Annotated in this window: 15 protein-coding genes; 8 read left to right on the top strand and 7 right to left on the bottom strand. The window is 69.2% G+C overall.

What is annotated here, in order from left to right:
- The 3 genes from GJV64_RS04220 to GJV64_RS04210 all read right to left on the bottom strand — a co-directional run.
- Positions 1-200 (bottom strand): hypothetical protein (locus GJV64_RS04220; RefSeq protein ID WP_205599523.1); only part of this gene is annotated, 200 nt, incomplete at its 3' end.
- A gap of 41 nt (positions 201-241) precedes the next feature.
- Positions 242-1,273 carry a quinone-dependent dihydroorotate dehydrogenase gene (locus GJV64_RS04215; RefSeq protein WP_164156031.1) on the bottom strand — a complete coding sequence of 344 codons (1,032 nt, stop codon included), beginning with the start codon at positions 1,271-1,273 and terminating at the stop codon, positions 242-244.
- A 34-nt stretch (positions 1,274-1,307) separates the two neighbouring features.
- Complete coding sequence (locus tag GJV64_RS04210) at positions 1,308-2,312, bottom strand: ligase-associated DNA damage response exonuclease (RefSeq protein ID WP_164156030.1); 1,005 nt, start codon at positions 2,310-2,312, stop codon at positions 1,308-1,310.
- 68 nt (positions 2,313-2,380) lie between these two features.
- On the opposite strand from GJV64_RS04210, the gene GJV64_RS04205 reads away from it, so the two are divergent.
- The 5 genes from GJV64_RS04205 to GJV64_RS04185 all read left to right on the top strand — a co-directional run bounded on the left by GJV64_RS04205 (position 2,381) and on the right by GJV64_RS04185 (position 8,670).
- The gene (locus GJV64_RS04205) at positions 2,381-2,815 is read left to right on the top strand and encodes a DUF3617 domain-containing protein (RefSeq protein ID WP_164156029.1); all 435 of its coding nucleotides are present in this window, start codon (positions 2,381-2,383) and stop codon (positions 2,813-2,815) included.
- Positions 2,816-2,847: 32 nt separating this feature from the next.
- Positions 2,848-5,268, top strand: coding sequence for a ligase-associated DNA damage response DEXH box helicase (locus GJV64_RS04200; protein WP_164156028.1), 2,421 nt, complete (start codon positions 2,848-2,850; stop codon positions 5,266-5,268).
- A 32-nt stretch (positions 5,269-5,300) separates the two neighbouring features.
- Positions 5,301-5,963: a ligase-associated DNA damage response endonuclease PdeM gene (gene pdeM / locus GJV64_RS04195; protein WP_164156027.1), complete on the top strand. Its 663-nt coding sequence runs from the start codon at positions 5,301-5,303 to the stop codon at positions 5,961-5,963.
- A 31-nt stretch (positions 5,964-5,994) separates the two neighbouring features.
- The gene (locus GJV64_RS04190; protein WP_164156026.1) at positions 5,995-7,704 is read left to right on the top strand and encodes an N-acyl-D-amino-acid deacylase family protein; all 1,710 of its coding nucleotides are present in this window, start codon (positions 5,995-5,997) and stop codon (positions 7,702-7,704) included.
- A gap of 93 nt (positions 7,705-7,797) precedes the next feature.
- Entirely contained in the window at positions 7,798-8,670 is an 873-nt protein-coding gene (locus GJV64_RS04185; RefSeq protein WP_164156032.1) for a UTP--glucose-1-phosphate uridylyltransferase, read from the top strand.
- Here GJV64_RS04185 and GJV64_RS04180 read toward each other — a convergent pair.
- Complete coding sequence (locus GJV64_RS04180) at positions 8,651-9,355, bottom strand: response regulator transcription factor (RefSeq protein WP_164156025.1); 705 nt, start codon at positions 9,353-9,355, stop codon at positions 8,651-8,653. The two genes, GJV64_RS04185 and GJV64_RS04180, sit on opposite strands and share 20 nt — an antisense overlap.
- A 209-nt stretch (positions 9,356-9,564) precedes the next feature.
- Between GJV64_RS04180 and GJV64_RS04175 the strand changes: the two genes are divergently transcribed.
- Positions 9,565-10,107 carry a flavin reductase family protein gene (locus GJV64_RS04175; protein WP_164156024.1) on the top strand — a complete coding sequence of 181 codons (543 nt, stop codon included), beginning with the start codon at positions 9,565-9,567 and terminating at the stop codon, positions 10,105-10,107.
- Positions 10,097-11,665, top strand: coding sequence for a lipopolysaccharide biosynthesis protein (locus tag GJV64_RS04170; RefSeq protein WP_164156023.1), 1,569 nt, complete (start codon positions 10,097-10,099; stop codon positions 11,663-11,665). Before GJV64_RS04175 ends, GJV64_RS04170 begins: the two co-directional genes overlap by 11 nt.
- A 7-nt stretch (positions 11,666-11,672) precedes the next feature.
- On the opposite strand, the gene GJV64_RS04165 is transcribed toward GJV64_RS04170, so the two are convergent.
- On the bottom strand, positions 11,673-12,449 hold the full coding sequence (locus tag GJV64_RS04165) for a hypothetical protein (RefSeq protein WP_164156022.1): 777 nt from the start codon (positions 12,447-12,449) through the stop codon (positions 11,673-11,675).
- A 130-nt stretch (positions 12,450-12,579) separates the two neighbouring features.
- Here GJV64_RS04165 and GJV64_RS04160 point away from each other — a divergent pair, with 130 nt between their 5' ends.
- Positions 12,580-12,870, top strand: coding sequence for a putative quinol monooxygenase (locus tag GJV64_RS04160; protein WP_164156021.1), 291 nt, complete (start codon positions 12,580-12,582; stop codon positions 12,868-12,870).
- On the opposite strand, the gene metK is transcribed toward GJV64_RS04160, so the two are convergent.
- Together metK and lnt are read right to left on the bottom strand one after the other, a co-directional pair.
- Positions 12,867-14,117 carry a methionine adenosyltransferase gene (metK, locus tag GJV64_RS04155; protein WP_164156020.1) on the bottom strand — a complete coding sequence of 417 codons (1,251 nt, stop codon included), beginning with the start codon at positions 14,115-14,117 and terminating at the stop codon, positions 12,867-12,869. The genes GJV64_RS04160 and metK overlap by 4 nt on opposite strands.
- A 77-nt stretch (positions 14,118-14,194) precedes the next feature.
- Positions 14,195-15,416: apolipoprotein N-acyltransferase (gene lnt / locus GJV64_RS04150; RefSeq protein ID WP_164156019.1), on the bottom strand; the 1,222-nt coding region annotated here is incomplete at its 5' end.

Here is a 15,416-nt window from a genome sequence, read left to right as displayed (position 1 = left end):
CTCTTCCTGCTGTCGCCTCCTTCTTCTCTTTCCCTCGGATTGGCGGCGGAGACGACGGCGCGGAACGGCCCGGCCCCGGCGCTGGCCGCGGCCTGCACCGGGCCCGAATCGGCATCCTTCGGGATCGGCTGGGCGATGGCACTGCTGGCCAGCAGGGCAGCGGCAAGAACAAGCGAGCGGGGGGCGTTGCGGGTCATCATGGGGAGGGCACCTTAAGCCGATTTGCGCGTGTGAGAAGTGGCTAAACTGGGCGCTGGGCGGCCTCGCCAACGCTGGCAAAGCCGTCGCGGCGCAGCAGGGCCGCGAGTTCGGCCTTGATGCGGCTGACAAGGCCCGGCCCTTCATAGACCAGCGCCGAATAGAGCTGCACCGCGCTGGCCCCGGCGCGGATGCGGTCATACGCATCCTGGCCCGAAGCGATGCCGCCCACGGCAATCAGCGGCAAAGCCCCGCCGGTTTCGGCACGAAACCGTTGCAGCGCCGCCAGCGCCAGCGGCTTCAGCGGTTTGCCCGACAGGCCGCCGGCTTCGTGCGCATGGCGGCTGGCCAGCGCCGGCCGCGAGACGGTGGTGTTGGAAACGATCAGGCCATCGACGCCGCCATCGATGCAGGCGCGCGCGATGGTCGCCCAGTCATCCTCGCCCTGATCGGGCGCCACCTTGATGAAGAGCGGAACGTCGAGCCGCCCGCGTGCCGCCATCACCCTGGCGATCAGCTCGGCCAGCGCCGCGCCATCCTGCAGGGCGCGCAGCCCCGGCGTGTTGGGGGAGGAGATGTTGACTGTGACATAGGACGCCAGCGGCGCCAGCGCGCGCAAGCCCGTCACATAATCGCCGGTGCGATCCTCGCTGTCCTTGTTGGCGCCGAGGTTGATGCCGACGATGCCGGCCTTGCCCTGCCGTGCAGAGAGGCGGGCGTGGGCATATTCGATCCCGCGCGAATTGAAGCCGAAGCGGTTGATCACGGCCGCGTCCTCCACCAGCCGGAACAGGCGCGGTTTCGGATTGCCCGGCTGCGGGCGAGGGGTGACGCTGCCGCACTCCACGAAGCCGAAGCCCAGGCGCAGCATGGCATCGGGCACCTCGGCATCCTTGTCGAAGCCGGCGGCAAGGCCAATCGGGTTGGGCAGCTTCAGACCTGCGAGATTGGTCGCGAGGATGGGATCATCTGCCGGGGCAGTGGGGACAAGCCCCGTCTTCAGCGCGGCGAGCGTCAGATTGTGCGCGGCTTCCGGATCGAGCGCGAAGAGCAGGGGGCGAAGGGCGGCGAACATCCGCTGCCGGCCATGGCAGGGCCGCTGCCTGCGTTCAATCCCCCTCCTCCTCCCGCCCCACCAGCGCCAGCGCCCGCGCCCGGCGCTGGTGGAGGCCGCACCAGTGCACCAGCGCCTCCTCGCGGCCGTGCGTCACCCACACCTCTTGCGGGTCGAGCTCGGTGATGGTGGCGGTCAGCTCGTCCCAGTCGGCATGGTCGGAAATGATCAGCGGCAGCTCCACCCCGCGCTGCACGGCGCGCTGGCGCACCCGCATCCAGCCGCTGGCCATCGCCGTCACCGGATCGGGCAGCCGCCGGCTCCAGCGGTCATTGAGCGCCGAGGGCGGCGCGATGATGATGTGGCCCTTCAGCGCGTCGCCCTTCAGCGTGCCGACGGGACGCACGTCTCCCAGATCGATGCCGTGCGCATGATAGAGTTCGCACAGCGCCACCATCGCGCCGTGCAGATAGATGGGCGCATCATGGCCGGCGAGCCGCAGTTCGGCGATCACCCGCTGCGCCTTGCCCAGCGCATAGGCGCCCACCGCGATGCAGCGATCCGGGTTGGCGGCCAGCGCGGCCAGCAGCTTGGCCACCTCCGCAGCCGTGTCGGGGTGGCGGAACACCGGCAGGCCAAACGTGGCCTCGGTGATGAAGATGTCGCAGGTGAGCGGTTCGAACGGCGTCGCTGTCGGGTCGGCGCGGCGCTTGTAGTCGCCCGACACGATCAGCCGCGTGCCGGCCTTTTCGAGCACCAGCTGCGCAGAGCCCAGGACATGGCCGGCCGGCAGTAGCATCAGCGTGAGGCCATCGCCCAGCGCCAACCGTTCGCCATAGGCCAATGCCTGCCCGCCGGGTTGCGCGCCGAAACGCTGCGCCATGATGGCCAGCGTTGCGGCGGTCGTCAGCACCTTGCCATGCCCGGCGCGGGCGTGATCGGCATGGCCATGGGTGATGATGGCGCGGTCCACGGCGCGGCTGGGGTCGATCCACGTGTCGATACCGGGCAGATAGAGCCCGTGCGGCTGCGGCAGAATCCAGTCGGGCGCGGCGACCATGCGACATGGCCTTGCATTGCCCGGCAGCCGTGTAAAGCTGGCGTGGCCCGTATCGTGGGGGAGTGACAATGCGCGCCGTTCTGATGCTGGTGGCCGGGGTGTCCGGCACCGTCCATGCTGCCGAATCGCCGGTGACGCCGGGCAAATGGCAGACGACGACCATGGTGCAATCGATGACCATCCCCAACATGCCGCCCGAGATGGCGCGGCGCATGATGGGCAAGCCGATCAACACCACCATCTGCATCACGCCGAAGGACGCTGCCGCCGGCCCGCGCGACGTGATCGCGAAAAGCAACGGCGCCTGTCGCTATCGCAGCTTCAGCGCCGCGGCCGGGCGCATCAGCGCGGTGATGGAGTGCAAGGCCGGCACCCCCACCCCGCAGGTGATCGCCATTGCCGGCAGCTATGGCCCGACCGCCTATGACATTCGCTCGAAGATGAGCGGCGGTGCGGTGCAGTCGGTGTCGCGGACGCTGGGCAAGCGCCTCGGGCCCTGTTGACGCGCGCTGCGCCACCGGGGCACCAGCGCCGGGTGACCCTGCCCCCCGCCATCGCCAACTGGTTCGCGCAGCGCGGCTGGCAGGTGCGCGATCACCAGCTGGCGATCCTGGATGCGGCGCGGCGCGGCCGCCATGCGCTGCTCACGGCGCCGACCGGGGCTGGCAAGACGCTGGCCGGCTTCCTGCCCACGCTGGCGGAGCTTGCCGGCAGCCCTGCCGAAGGCCTGCACACGCTCTACATCTCGCCGCTGAAGGCGCTGGCGGTCGATGTGCAAAGGAACCTCATCACGCCCGTGTCGGAGATGGGTCTCGACATCTCGGTGGAAACCCGCACCGGCGACACCCCGTCCGACCGCAAGGCGCGGCAGAAAGCGCGACCGCCGCAGATATTGCTGACCACGCCCGAAAGCCTCGCCATCCTGCTCTCGGCGCCGGAAAGTGCCGCCATGATGGCCGGCGTCAAGCGCGTCATCGTCGACGAGATCCACGCCTTTGGTACCACCAAGCGCGGCGACCAGCTCTCCCTGTGCCTCGCGCGGTTGCAGCGGCTGGCCCCGCAGATGCAGCGCGTCGGCCTGTCGGCCACCATCGCCGATCCGGAAAGCTGGGCGGGCTGGCTGGCCCCCGATGCCGATGCCGGCGAGGTGGAGATCGTGACGGCGAAGGCGGGCGCCGATCCCGATATAGATATCCTCGTCATCGATGATCGCATTCCCTGGGGCGGCCACAACGGGCGCTGGGCGGCGCGCGCCGTGATGCGCCGGATCGAGGCGGCACGGCTCGCCATCGTCTTCGTCAACACCCGTGCGGTGGCCGAACTCGTCTTCCGCGACCTGTGGGCAGAGAATGACCAGGCGCTGCCGATCGGCATCCACCATGGCAGCCTGGCGCCCGAGGCGCGCCGCAAGGTCGAAGCGGCGATGGCGGCCGGGCGCCTGCGGGCGATCGTGGCGACGGCCAGCCTCGATCTCGGGTTGGATTGGGGCGACGTTGATCTCGTCATCCAGATGGGCGCGCCCAAGGGGGCCAGCCGCCTGCTCCAGCGCACCGGCCGCGCCAACCACCGCATGGACGAGGCCAGCCGCTGCCTGATCGTGCCGGGCAACCGCTTCGAATATCTGGAGGCGCTGGCCGCCCGCGATGCCGTGGCGGCCGGTGAGCTGGACCCTGATGGCTTCCGCCCCGGCGCGCTCGACGTGCTGGCCCAGCATGTGGTGGGCATGGTGGCATCGGCCCCGGTGCATCCCGATGCCCTTTATGATGAGGTGAAGAGCGCCGCGCCCTATGCCGGCCTCACCCGCGAGGCGTTCGACCGGGTGCTCGATTATGCCGCGACCGGCGGCTACGCGCTGAAGGCCTATGAACGCTACCAGCGGCTGGTGACCCTGCCCGACGGCACGCTCAGGCTGCGCAGCGCCCAGACCGCCCGGCAATGGCGGATGAACAGCGGCACCATCGTCGAGGCGGTGGCGATGAACGTCGTGTTCGGCAGCGGCAAGTCCCGCCACCACGGCCGCCGGCTGGGGCAGGTGGAGGAATATTTCGCCGGGCAGCTTCGGGTGGGGGACAGTTTCATGTTCGCCGGCCAGGTGCTGGAGGTGACCGGCTTCGATGGCGCCGACATCCATGTGCGGCTCGGGCGCGGCAGCCCGAAGGTGCCGGTCTATGCCGGCGGGCGCATGCCGATGACCACCCGGCTGGCGCAGCGCGTGCGCGGCCTGATGAACGCCCGCGACCGCTGGGCCCGGATGCCGCCCGACGTGCGCGAATGGCTGGCCATCCAGGCGCGCATTTCCCGCCTGCCGGGGCTGGATGATGTGCTGGTGGAAAGCTTCGAGCGCGATGGCCGCTGGTACATGGTGGCCTATGGCTTTGCTGGCCACCCGGCGCACCAGACGCTCGGCATGCTGGTGACACAGCGCATGGAGCGTGCCGGGTTGAAGCCGCTGGGGTTCGTCGCCTCCGATTATGCCATGGCTTGCTGGAGCCTCGACCCGGTGGATGATCCGCGGCCCCTGTTCGATCCCGCCGTGCTGGAGGACGAACTGGCCGAATGGCTGGCTGCTTCGCCTTTCCTGCGCCGCGCCTTTCGCGAAGTGGCGATCATCGGCGGCCTGATCGAGCGCACCCAGCCCGGCGTGGTGAAAAGCGGCAAGGCGATGAGCGTGTCGGCCGATCTCATCTACGACGTTCTGCGGAAGCACCAACCCGATCACCTGTTGCTGGCGGCGGCCTGGACCGATGCGCGCGGCAAGCTGACCGACATCGCGCGGCTGGCCGACCTGCTGGAACAGGCGCACGGGGCCATGACGCATGTGCGCTTGCCCCACGTCTCGCCGCTGGCGGTGCCCTCGCTGCTCACCATCGGGCGCGAACGGGTGGGCGAGGCGGCGGATTCGGCGCTGCTCGCCGAGGCCGAGGCGCTGATTGCCGAAGCGATGCGGGTGGATTGACCTTCAGGCCCGCGCCAGCCTAACGCAACACCATGTCTGTTTCCTTTTCGTTCGCAGGCGAATCCTTCCAGCCGCTGGCCTGCGGGGCCCTGTGGTGGCCGGCCGAAGCGACGCTGTTCGTGGCGGACCTGCACTTCGAGAAGGCCAGCCATTTTGCCGCCAGGGGCTGGCTTCTGCCACCGCAGGCAACCGCCGAGACGCTCGATTCTCTGATCAGCGCGGTGGAAATGACCGGGGCGCAGCGGCTGGTCTGCCTCGGCGATTCCTTTCATGACGAGGCCGGCCCTGGCCGGCTGGCGGACGAGACCCGTCGCACATTGATGACGATGACCCGCAGCCTCGACTGGTGGTGGATCACCGGCAACCATGACGAGGCTGCGGCGGCCGTGCTGGGCGGGCGGGTGATGGCACAAGGCCGCCTCGGCCCACTGGTGCTGCGGCACGAGGCCGATCCGGCCGACGCGACGCCAGAGCTTTCGGGGCATTTCCATCCCAAGCTGGTGATCCGCCACCGCGGCCGCCACCTCGCCCGGCGCTGCTTTGCTCATGGCCCCACCAAGCTGATCCTGCCGGCCTATGGCGCCTTTACGGGCGGTCTCGATATCGCCGACCCGGCCTTGCAGCAGGCGCTGGCCGGGCCGGCGACGGCGCTGGTGGTGGAGGGGGAGCGGCTGCTGCGCTTTCCGATTGCTTGACGGCAATGCGCGTGTGGGAGACGCTGCCCCCATGAGCGACGTCTTCGATCTGGTCATCCGCCAGGGCACCATCATCGATGGCAGCGGCGGCGCGGCGTTCGAAGCCGATGTGGCGGTCAAGGATGGCCGCATCGCTGCCGTCGGCCCCGATCTGGCCCGCGGCGCGGAAGAGATGGAGGCGCGCGGCCTGCTCGTCACGCCCGGCCTTGTCGACATCCACACCCATTATGATGGCCAGGCGACATGGGAGAGCAGGTTGCAGCCGTCCACGCTGCACGGCGTCACCACGGTCGTTTCCGGAAACTGTGGCGTGGGCTTTGCCCCCTGTCGCCCGGCCGACCATGATCGGCTGATCCGCCTGATGGAAGGCGTCGAGGATCTGCCGTTCCCGGTGCTGAAGGCCGGGCTACCGTGGACCTGGGAGAGTTTCGGCGAGTATCTCGCCAGCCTGGAGCCGCGTGCCTTCGACGCCGATATCGGCCTGATGCTGCCGCACGCCGCCTTGCGCGTGTTCGTGATGGGGGAACGCGGCGCCAACCGCGAGCCGGCGACCGCCGAAGATATCGCCCAGATGGCGGCCATCGCCGAGGCCGCCATGCACGCCGGCGCCATCGGCTTTTCCACTTCGCGCACGCTCAATCACCGCACCTCAGATGGCCAGCCAACGCCGACGCTGACGGCCGCCGAAGACGAGCTGATGGGCATCGCGCTGGCGCTTGGCCGGGCCGGCAAGGGCGTGCTGCAGTTCGTCTCCGATTTTGCCGATCCTGATGCCGAGTTTGGCTTGATGCGCCGGCTGTGCGAAGCCTCCGGCCGGCCCCTGAGCTTTAGCCTGGCGCAATCGCCGGTGGCACCGCGCGGCTGGCGTCGGCTGCTCGACCTGCTGGAACAGGCAACGGCCGATGGCCTGCCGATGAAGGCGCAGGTGGCGGCGCGTCCTGTGGGCGTGCTGCTCGGCCTTGATCTGACGCTCAATCCCTTCAGCCTGCATCCCGATTGGCCGAAGGCGGCGAGCGTGGCCGACCAGGCTCGACTGCTTGCCGATCCCGCCTTTGTCGCCCGGCTCATCGCCAACCCGCCGCCCAAGGGAAACGCGCTGGGCACGGCGCTGCTGCACCGCTGGGGCGACATGTATCAGCTGGGCGACCCGCCCAATTATGAGCCGTTGCCTGAAACCAGCCTCGCCGCGCAGGCAATGCGGCGCGGCGTGCCCTATGAGGTGGTGGCTGCCGAATGGCTGTGTGCGAACGACGGCGCAGGCATGATCTATGTGCCGTTTCTCAACTATGCCGATGGTGACCTCGATGCCGTGCACGCCATGCTCACCCACCCCGACACCGTGCCCGGCCTGTCGGACGGCGGCGCCCATGTTGGCATGATCTGCGACGGCAGCTTCCCGACCACGCTGCTCACCCACTGGGTGCGCGACCGGGTGGGCGCGCGGCTGCAGATTGAGCAGGTGATCAGGCGCCAGGCCCGTGACACCGCGCTGGCCGTGGGCCTGGCCGATCGCGGCCTGATCGCGCCGGGCTTCCGGGCCGATCTCAATCTCATCGATGCCGCCCGGTTGCGGCTGATGCCGCCCACGGTGCGCCACGATCTGCCCGCCGGTGGCCGCCGGCTGATGCAGGCGGCTGCCGGCATCCGTGCCACCATCGTCGCTGGCGCGGTCACCTATCGCGATGGCGAGGCCACCGGCGCTCTGCCCGGCCGGCTGCTGCGCGGCGCACGGCCCGCCTGAACTGGCTGATCATTCGCCGTTCATCGAAACTTTGCTTGACCCACTGTAGGGGGTCACGCTGTAAGCGCGCCAGTTCGGGGAAAATCCATGTCGATCAAGCCAGTGAAGACAGCCGTGTTCCCGGTGGGCGGGCAGGGCACGCGTTTCCTGCCGGCCACCAAGGCCATGCCCAAGGAAATGCTGCCGGTGGTCGACAGGCCGCTGCTGCAATATGCCGTTGACGAAGCGCTGGCCGCCGGCATCGAGCGGCTGGTGTTCGTGACGGCGCGCGGCAAGGGCGCGCTCGAGGATTATTTCGACATCGCCCGCGAGCTGGTCGACAGCCTGAAGGCCAAGGGCAAGACCGCAGAGCTGGCCGCACTCGAAGCCACCCAGATCGAGCCGGGCCGCATGGTCTATGTGCGCCAGCAGGATCCGGCCGGGCTGGGCCATGCCGTGTGGTGCGCCCGCCACGTGGTGGGCCGCGAAGCCTTTGCCGTGCTGCTGCCCGACGAACTCCTGTGGAATCCCGCCAACCCGCCGCTCAAGGAAATGCGCGACGCCTATGAACGGCTGGGCGGCAATGTCATCTCCGTGCTGGAGGTGCCGGCCGAGCACACGCACCGCTATGGCATCGTGGATCCTGGTGTTGCCGACGGCCTGGTCACCGAGGTCAGGGGGCTGGTGGAGAAGCCGGCGCCGGGCACCGCGCCCTCGCGGCTGGCCGCCATCGGCCGCTACATATTGCAGCCCGAGGTGATGGACGTGCTGGCCGCCGGCAAGCGCGGCGCTGGCGGCGAAATCCAGCTGACCGACGCGATGGCCGAGATGATCGGCGTGCAGCCCTTCCACGCGCTCACCTTCACTGGCACGCGCTTTGATTGCGGGGACAAGGCCGGGCACGTGATGGCGAATGTCGCGCTGGCCCTGGAGCGCGACGATGTCGGCCCCGCGGTCAGGGCCTGGCTCAGGCAGCTTGCCCTGTAACCTCGGCGTCAACCTGGGGCTCGATCCGGTCGAGCCGATATCCGTAGCCGTAGACGCTGCTCAGCCGCCAGCCATGTTCGGGGCGCAGCAGCAGCCGCTTGCGCACCTGCGCGATATGGGCATCGAGTGTACGGCTGCCCGGCTGCTCGCGGCGGCCCCAAACGCTGGTCATGATCTCGTCGCGGGACAGCGGTTGGCCAATGCGGCGCAGCAGCAGCTGGGCCAGTGCAAATTCCTTGGCGGTGAGCTGCACCGGCATGCCGCCCACCTCGACCACGGCTGCGCCATCGTCGAAACGCAGCATGCCCGACGCCGACGCGCTCTCGCGGCCCAGCCCGCGCTGGGCGGCCAGCGCCTCGATGCAACCGATCAGATCGCCTTCCCGGCAGGGATCGGGGAGGGCGGCATCGCCAATCTCGCCGATGCCGCCGGGCGCCCCGTCATCCACCAGCAGGATCACGCCAGGCGGTGTCGCCAGTTGCTGGCGAACGCGATGCGCCAGCGCCACGCCGGACAACACATGGCCGTCCCAGCGCATCAGCAGCAGATCAAGGCCCTGCTGGCGAACGGCCTGTTCCAGTGTCTGGCCGGAATCAAATGGAATCGGGCTGTATCCCGCCTGCGCCAATGTCTGCGCCAGACGGCTCGCCTCGCCAGAATCGGCATGCAGAAGCCCGATCCGCATTTTACACTTTCCGCGCTTTCACGATCTTGTCCCACTATATCAGGAGTTTTCGGGGCGAGAAGCCGGAAAGATATAGCATATCATGCGCCATTTCTTTCCGATTAGGGCGGACGTCGGCTCGGCAACCCTGCGCGTGCCGGGCGCTGACCGGCGAATGACGGACCACCGGCCACATTGACCGCCCGGGCAATTGCGATAGGGGACATGCGATGACGATCGCCCCAGTTCCTGCCCCCGCTGCCGGGTTGGCTGCCGCCGGCCAGCCGCTCGACGCGCCGTTCGATCCGCGCCTGCTGCGCGATGCCTTTGGCTGCTTTGCCACCGGTGTCACCGTGGTCACCAGCCAGTCCGCCGACGGCCAGCGCGTCGGCCTCACGGCCAACAGCTTCACTTCGGTCAGCCTCGATCCGCCGCTGCTGCTGTTCTGCCCGGCCACCGGCGCCTCCGCGCTGCCGGTGCTGCGCGAGACCGGGCGCTTTGCCATCAACATCCTCGATCTCGACGGCCAGCCGGTGGCCGATCGTTTCACCCGCCGCGGCATCGATCGTTTCGCCAGCCACGAATGGCGCGAATGGGATGGGGTGCCGGTGCTGGCCGGCGCCAAGGCGGTGTTCGTCTGCGCCCTGCACGCCGATCACGACGGTGGGGACCACCGTATCGTTGTCGGCCGCGTCACCCGCCTGGCGCTCGACAAGAGCCGTGAGCCCTTGCTCTATCTGCACGGCCGCTACCGCCGGGTGCATGTTGGATAGGCTGCCGTCCCCCGACGCGGCGGAAACCGCCGCTCTGGCCAAGGGCGGGCGCACCAGCTTCTTCGGCTATCTGCTGCGGCTGGCGGCGCGCTTTCCGTTCCTGTTCATTGCCGGGCGGCTCTATGGCGCCGAGGCGCTGGGCCGTTTTGCCTATGCGACGATGATCGTGGAACTGGCGGCGATGCTGGCGACGCTGGGCCTGAAGCGCGGCCTGGCCGAAGACATGGCGCGGCGCCCCGATGCCGAGGCCGCGGCGCTGTTCGATGCGCTCAGCGCCGCGCTGGTCGCCTCGCTGCTGGGCGCCGCCGTGCTGGTAGCCTTCCCGGAACTGCTCTTCCCGTCCACGCAGTTGCAGCCCCTCGACCGCTGGTTCGCGCTGATCATCCCGTTCATCGCGCTGGCCGACATCGCGCTGGCCAGCCTGGCCTTCCATCACGATATCGGCGCTCAGGTGCGGGCCCGCTCGATCATCGAGCCCTGGGTGCTGTCGATCGCCGCGCTGGCGCTGGCCTTCACCGCCTGGAAGCCCGATGGCATGCTGATCGCCTATCTGCTGTCGATGCTGGCGGCGTTCGTTGCGGCGCTGCTGCCGGCGTTGAGGCGGTTTGGCCCCCCACGCCACTGGTGGCCGGAACCGGCGCGAATCTGGCGGCTGATTCGCACCAACGTGCCACTGGCCGGCGCCGATCTGGCGGAATGGGGCGCGCGCCGGCTCGACATCTTCATCTTGGGCCGCTTCGCCTCGGCCGAGATCGTGGGCATCTATTATGTCGCCCAGCAGATCGCCTCGCTGCCGCAGCGCCTGAAGTCCAGCTTCGATCCCATCCTGGGTCCGGTGCTGGCGCGCAACCTCGCCGCCAACAACCTCGCCAAGGTGGCGGCACACATCCGCCAGATCAGCTTCTGGGTGGCGGCCGTGCAGCTGGGCGTCGTCCTGGCCTTCGGGCTGGTTGGCAAGGCGGCGATGGGCCTTTTCGGCCCGGCCTTTGCCGGCGGCGTGCTGGTGCTGGTGGCGCTGCTGACGGTGGAGCTGTTCGCGGCACAGGCGGCGGTGGCGGAAGGGGCGCTGATCTATGTGGCGCGCGGGCGCAACCTGATGTGGTCGGTCACCGGCCTCATCGTGCAGGCCGGCCTGTCACTGTGGCTGGTGCCCATGGAGGGCCCGCTGGGTGCCATGATAGGAGGCGGCGTCGGGGCGGCGCTGGCGCTGGCGATCGCGGCGCTGCTGCAATCGGTGGCCAAATCGCGGCTGTTGCAGAAACAACTCGGCCATCCAGTGGCCGGCTGGCGGCTGTCACTGCTGGTCGCGGCGCTGCCCATCCTGGGATTGGGGATGGTGGTGCTGCGGACGCCCGAACCGATCCAGCTCACCATCGGCTTCTTCGGCCTGCTGGGCAGCTATGGCTTCCTGATCTGGCGCTTTGCCTTCAAGGGCGCCGACCGGTTGCTGTTCAGCCGGGGCCTCAAGAAGATGGAGGAGGATGCGGCGGCCGATCTGGCCCTGGTCAGCAGCCTGCCCGGTGCGCTGCCGGGCGCCCCGAATACCAGGGACAGCTGAACGCGCCTCACATGCCGGGCGGTGGCGACCCGAAGTCGGTGCCCGAAATCGCCTCGCCGGGCGTGCCGGCCACCACGGCGGCATAAATCGTACCACCCAGCGGCGCGGCGGCGATCAGCCAGCCTGCGGCCAGCGCCACCAGCGGGGCCGCAATGCCGATCGGCCAGGCCGGGTGCAGCGGCTGGCCGGCGCGCAGTTCGCGCCAGGCCATGAAGGCCGGAAACAACAGCCCGGGCAGGGTCAGGATTTCCATCGCCCAGGGGATCAGCAAGGGCGCCGGCAGCAGGCGGCCAAAGGCTGGGCCCATGATGCTGGCCAGCGCGCACAGGTGCAGCCGGCGGTGCCAGCCGGTGTCCCGCCGCAGCGCTATGGCACTCAGCGCGAGGCCGGCGAAGACCAGCAGGCCCAGCGGGTTCTGCATCATGAAATACTGCGGCCGGAAAAAGAACGGCGTGCGGCCGGCCTGGGCCACGGCCATGGTGATTGCGGTGCCGGCCGCCACCATGGCGATGATCCACACCAGCCCCAGCCAGCCCAGCCGCCGGTGCCAGGCCAGTCGGCCGCTGGCGGCGAGCCCGGCCTGCAGCAGCGAAAGCCCCACCCAGCCGAAGAAGATGACGCCGTGGATGTGCCAGATCGCCGGCACGGCGAAGGTGGAGCGGCCCATGGCGAGGTGGAAGGAAAAGGCAGCGGCGAAGATCAGCGCCATCACGCCGGTGACGCGCGCCTGCAGCACCAGCCAGTCATGCCCGGTATCAACGTTATCGGCCGCCCGTGTCGCCATTGCCCGCGCTCCCCCCAAGAGACTGCAACGGAAAATTTACCGCGTGGCGCGGTGTGCGTCCATCATTTTGCCAGTTGGGCCGGCGCTGCGTCTGGTCCAGCCTGACTACCAGCAACAGGAGACGCACAGCATGATCGGCGTGATCGCGACACTGAAGATCCAGGACGGCAAGGCCGCCGAGTTCGAGGCGGTGTTCCGCACCCTCGCCGCGGCCGTGCGTGCGGGCGAGCCGGGCAACCTCTGCTATCAGCTGACCCGCTCGAAGGCCGATCCCAACACCTACAAGGTGCTGGAAGTCTATGCCGACGCCGATGCCCTAAAGGCGCACGGCGAGAGCGCCCATTTCAAGGCTGCTGGCCCGGGCCTTGGCGCCTGCCTCGCCGGCCGCCCCGATGTCGAATATCTCGACGGCGTGGATTAAAGCGCCGCGCGCAGCCGATCGACAAGATCCAGCCGCTCCCAGCCGAAGCCGCCTTCGGCATCGGGCGTGCGGCCGAAATGGCCATAGGCGGCGGTGCGCTGGTAGATCGGCCGGTTGAGGCCAAGCTGCACGCGGATGCCGCGCGGGGTCAGCGCAAAGCCCAGTTTGGCGGGATCGGCCAGCACCGCTTCCACGGCGGCGGCGTCCACCGTGCCGGTCCCGTGCAGATCGACATGGATCGACAGCGGCGCCGCCACGCCGATGGCATAGCTGAGCTGGATGGTGCAGCGCCGCGCCAGCCCGGCGGCGACGATGTTCTTGGCCAGATAGCGGCAGACATATGCAGCCGACCGGTCGACCTTGGTCGGATCCTTGCCGCTGAAGGCGCCGCCGCCGTGCGGAGCCGCGCCGCCATAGGTATCGACGATGATCTTGCGGCCAGTCACGCCGGCATCGCCATCGGGCCCGCCGATCTCGAACTTGCCGGTCGGATTGAGGTGGATCACCGTCTCGTCGCTGAGGAAGCCGGCCGGCAGCACGTCCTTCAGCACGCCCATCACATAGGTGCGCAGCTCCGCATATTTGGCCGCATCGCCGCCGCTCTCGCCGTCCTTGGCCCAGGGCGTGCAGTAATCGGGCTTGTGCTGCGTCGACACCACGATGGCGGTGGCGGCCACCGGGGTTTCCTTCTCATAGCGCAGGGTCACCTGGCTCTTGGCGTCCGGCTCCAGGAAGGGGGCGGCGCCGCTGTGCCGGTCGGCCGCCATGCGGGCCAGGATGCGGTGCGCATAATAGAGGGTTGCCGGCATGAAGTCGGGCGTCTCGTCGGTGGCATAGCCGAACATGATGCCCTGGTCGCCGGCACCTTCGTCCTTGTTGCCGCTGGCATCGACACCCTGCGCGATGTCGGTCGATTGCGGGTGCAGATAATTCTCGAAGGTCAGGTTCCGCCAGTGGAAACCGGCCTGTTCATAGCCGATGCGCCGCACCGTCTCGCGCACGGCGCGCTGGATCTCTTCCTGCGCGCCGGGCTCCCAATTGCCGTCGCTGTCGATCATCCCGCGCCCGCGCACTTCGCCGGCCAGCACCACCCGGTTGGTGGTCGTCAGGGTTTCACAGGCCACCCGGGCTTCCGGGTCCTTGGCCAGGAACAGATCGACGACAGCATCGGAAATCTGGTCGGCCACCTTGTCGGGATGGCCCTCCGACACCGATTCGGAGGTAAACAGGAACTCGTTCCGGGTCATCACGCGCCTCGCTTCTGCTTCCCCGCCCTTTACGGCGCGCGCCGGGCCGGGGCAAGCCATATAACGGGAGCTTTATATCACAACGTCCCGGCGACCGGTCGTTCCGTTGCTGCTCGCCGGCCCAGCAGCAGCGACAGGCCCAGGAGCGCGCTCGCCAGCAGCATCACGGCCAGATGCCCGCCTTGCGCGAACGGCGTGATCGGCAGCGGCGGCGGCAGCGTGGTCACCAGCGCGCCGGCCGTGCCGGCCTCCAGCCGGGCCAGTACCTGGCCATGGCCATCGATCACGGCGCTCACCCCGGTGGGTGTGGCGCGCGCGACCGTTAGCCCTTCCTCGATGGCGCGCAGCCGGGCCTGGGCGAGATGCTGCGGCGGTCCCCACTGGCCATACCAGGCATCGTTGGAGACGTTGGCGATCCAGCCCGGCCGCGCCCGCCCGTCCACCACGGCGCCGGGGAAGATGATCTCGTAACAGATCATTGGCGACACCGGCAGGAAGCCAGGCAGGGCCAGCGTGCGCGGGCCGGGCCCGCGGGCAAAATCGAAATCACCGGGCACCAGCCGCGCCAGGCCCAACGGCTCCAGCACGTCGCGCCAGGGCAGATACTCGCCGCCCGGCACCAGGTGCGCCTTGTCATAGCGGGCAAGGATGCGCCCGCCGCCCTGTCCGCCCCCGTTCTCGCTGATCACGAACAGGCTGTTGGCATAGGGGGTGTCACCGCTGCCAATGCCGGTGCCGCCGGCGATCAGCAGGTCGCCGCGGCCGAGCGGCGCGGCCAGCCGCGTCAGCAGCGCCGGATCGCGTTCCGGCAGGCCGTCGATCGCGCCTTCCGGCCACAGCACCAGCACCGGTGCCCGCCCGGTCGGAGCGAGGCCAGCTGCCGGCTCGTTCTGTGGCCGACTGCCGGGCATCAGGCTGGGCGCGTTGGGCGTGGCGAGGCCAGGATCGATGCCCATTTCGATCTTGCCGGTCACCTGGCCGGCCAGCGGCCCCAGCGGCGAGTCGATTGGCGGTGGTGCGCCGGGGTCGACATCTTCGATGCTCACATCGGCCAGCGCCACACGGCCCAGCGTGCGAGGGCGGGACAGTGCCTCGCGGGTGAGGCCCAGATAGGTGGCAAGATGCCGCTCGGCCGCTTCCGGATCATAGCGTTCGTCCTGCCCGATGCCGGGCTGCACCACCACCAGCGTGGCACTGGCCAGATCGGCCGGACGGATGCGCGCATTGCCGATCAGCAGGGCCAGCCCCGCCATCGCCAGCAGGCCGACGCCAGCCAGCCGCACGCCGCGCCCCGGCCCG

The sequence above is a fragment of the Sandarakinorhabdus rubra genome (genome assembly GCF_010994245.1).
In the GTDB taxonomy this organism is placed as follows: domain Bacteria; phylum Pseudomonadota; class Alphaproteobacteria; order Sphingomonadales; family Sphingomonadaceae; genus Sandarakinorhabdus; species Sandarakinorhabdus rubra.
This window is presented reverse-complemented; position numbering and strand designations above follow the sequence as displayed.

Bases quoted from the DNA above. Each gene is read 5' to 3' on its own strand.
- GJV64_RS04215 (WP_164156031.1), bottom strand. From the start codon at position 1,273: ATGTTCGCCGCCCTTCGCCCCCTGCTCTTCGCGCTCGATCCGGAAGCC.
- GJV64_RS04210 (WP_164156030.1), bottom strand. From the start codon at position 2,312: ATGGTCGCCGCGCCCGACTGGATTCTGCCGCAGCCGCACGGGCTCTAT.
- GJV64_RS04205 (WP_164156029.1), top strand. From the start codon at position 2,381: ATGCGCGCCGTTCTGATGCTGGTGGCCGGGGTGTCCGGCACCGTCCAT.
- pdeM (WP_164156027.1), top strand. From the start codon at position 5,301: ATGTCTGTTTCCTTTTCGTTCGCAGGCGAATCCTTCCAGCCGCTGGCC.
- GJV64_RS04190 (WP_164156026.1), top strand. From the start codon at position 5,995: ATGAGCGACGTCTTCGATCTGGTCATCCGCCAGGGCACCATCATCGAT.
- GJV64_RS04180 (WP_164156025.1), bottom strand. From the start codon at position 9,355: ATGCGGATCGGGCTTCTGCATGCCGATTCTGGCGAGGCGAGCCGTCTG.
- GJV64_RS04175 (WP_164156024.1), top strand. From the start codon at position 9,565: ATGACGATCGCCCCAGTTCCTGCCCCCGCTGCCGGGTTGGCTGCCGCC.
- GJV64_RS04170 (WP_164156023.1), top strand. From the start codon at position 10,097: ATGTTGGATAGGCTGCCGTCCCCCGACGCGGCGGAAACCGCCGCTCTG.
- GJV64_RS04165 (WP_164156022.1), bottom strand. From the start codon at position 12,449: ATGGCGACACGGGCGGCCGATAACGTTGATACCGGGCATGACTGGCTG.
- GJV64_RS04160 (WP_164156021.1), top strand. From the start codon at position 12,580: ATGATCGGCGTGATCGCGACACTGAAGATCCAGGACGGCAAGGCCGCC.
- metK (WP_164156020.1), bottom strand. From the start codon at position 14,117: ATGACCCGGAACGAGTTCCTGTTTACCTCCGAATCGGTGTCGGAGGGC.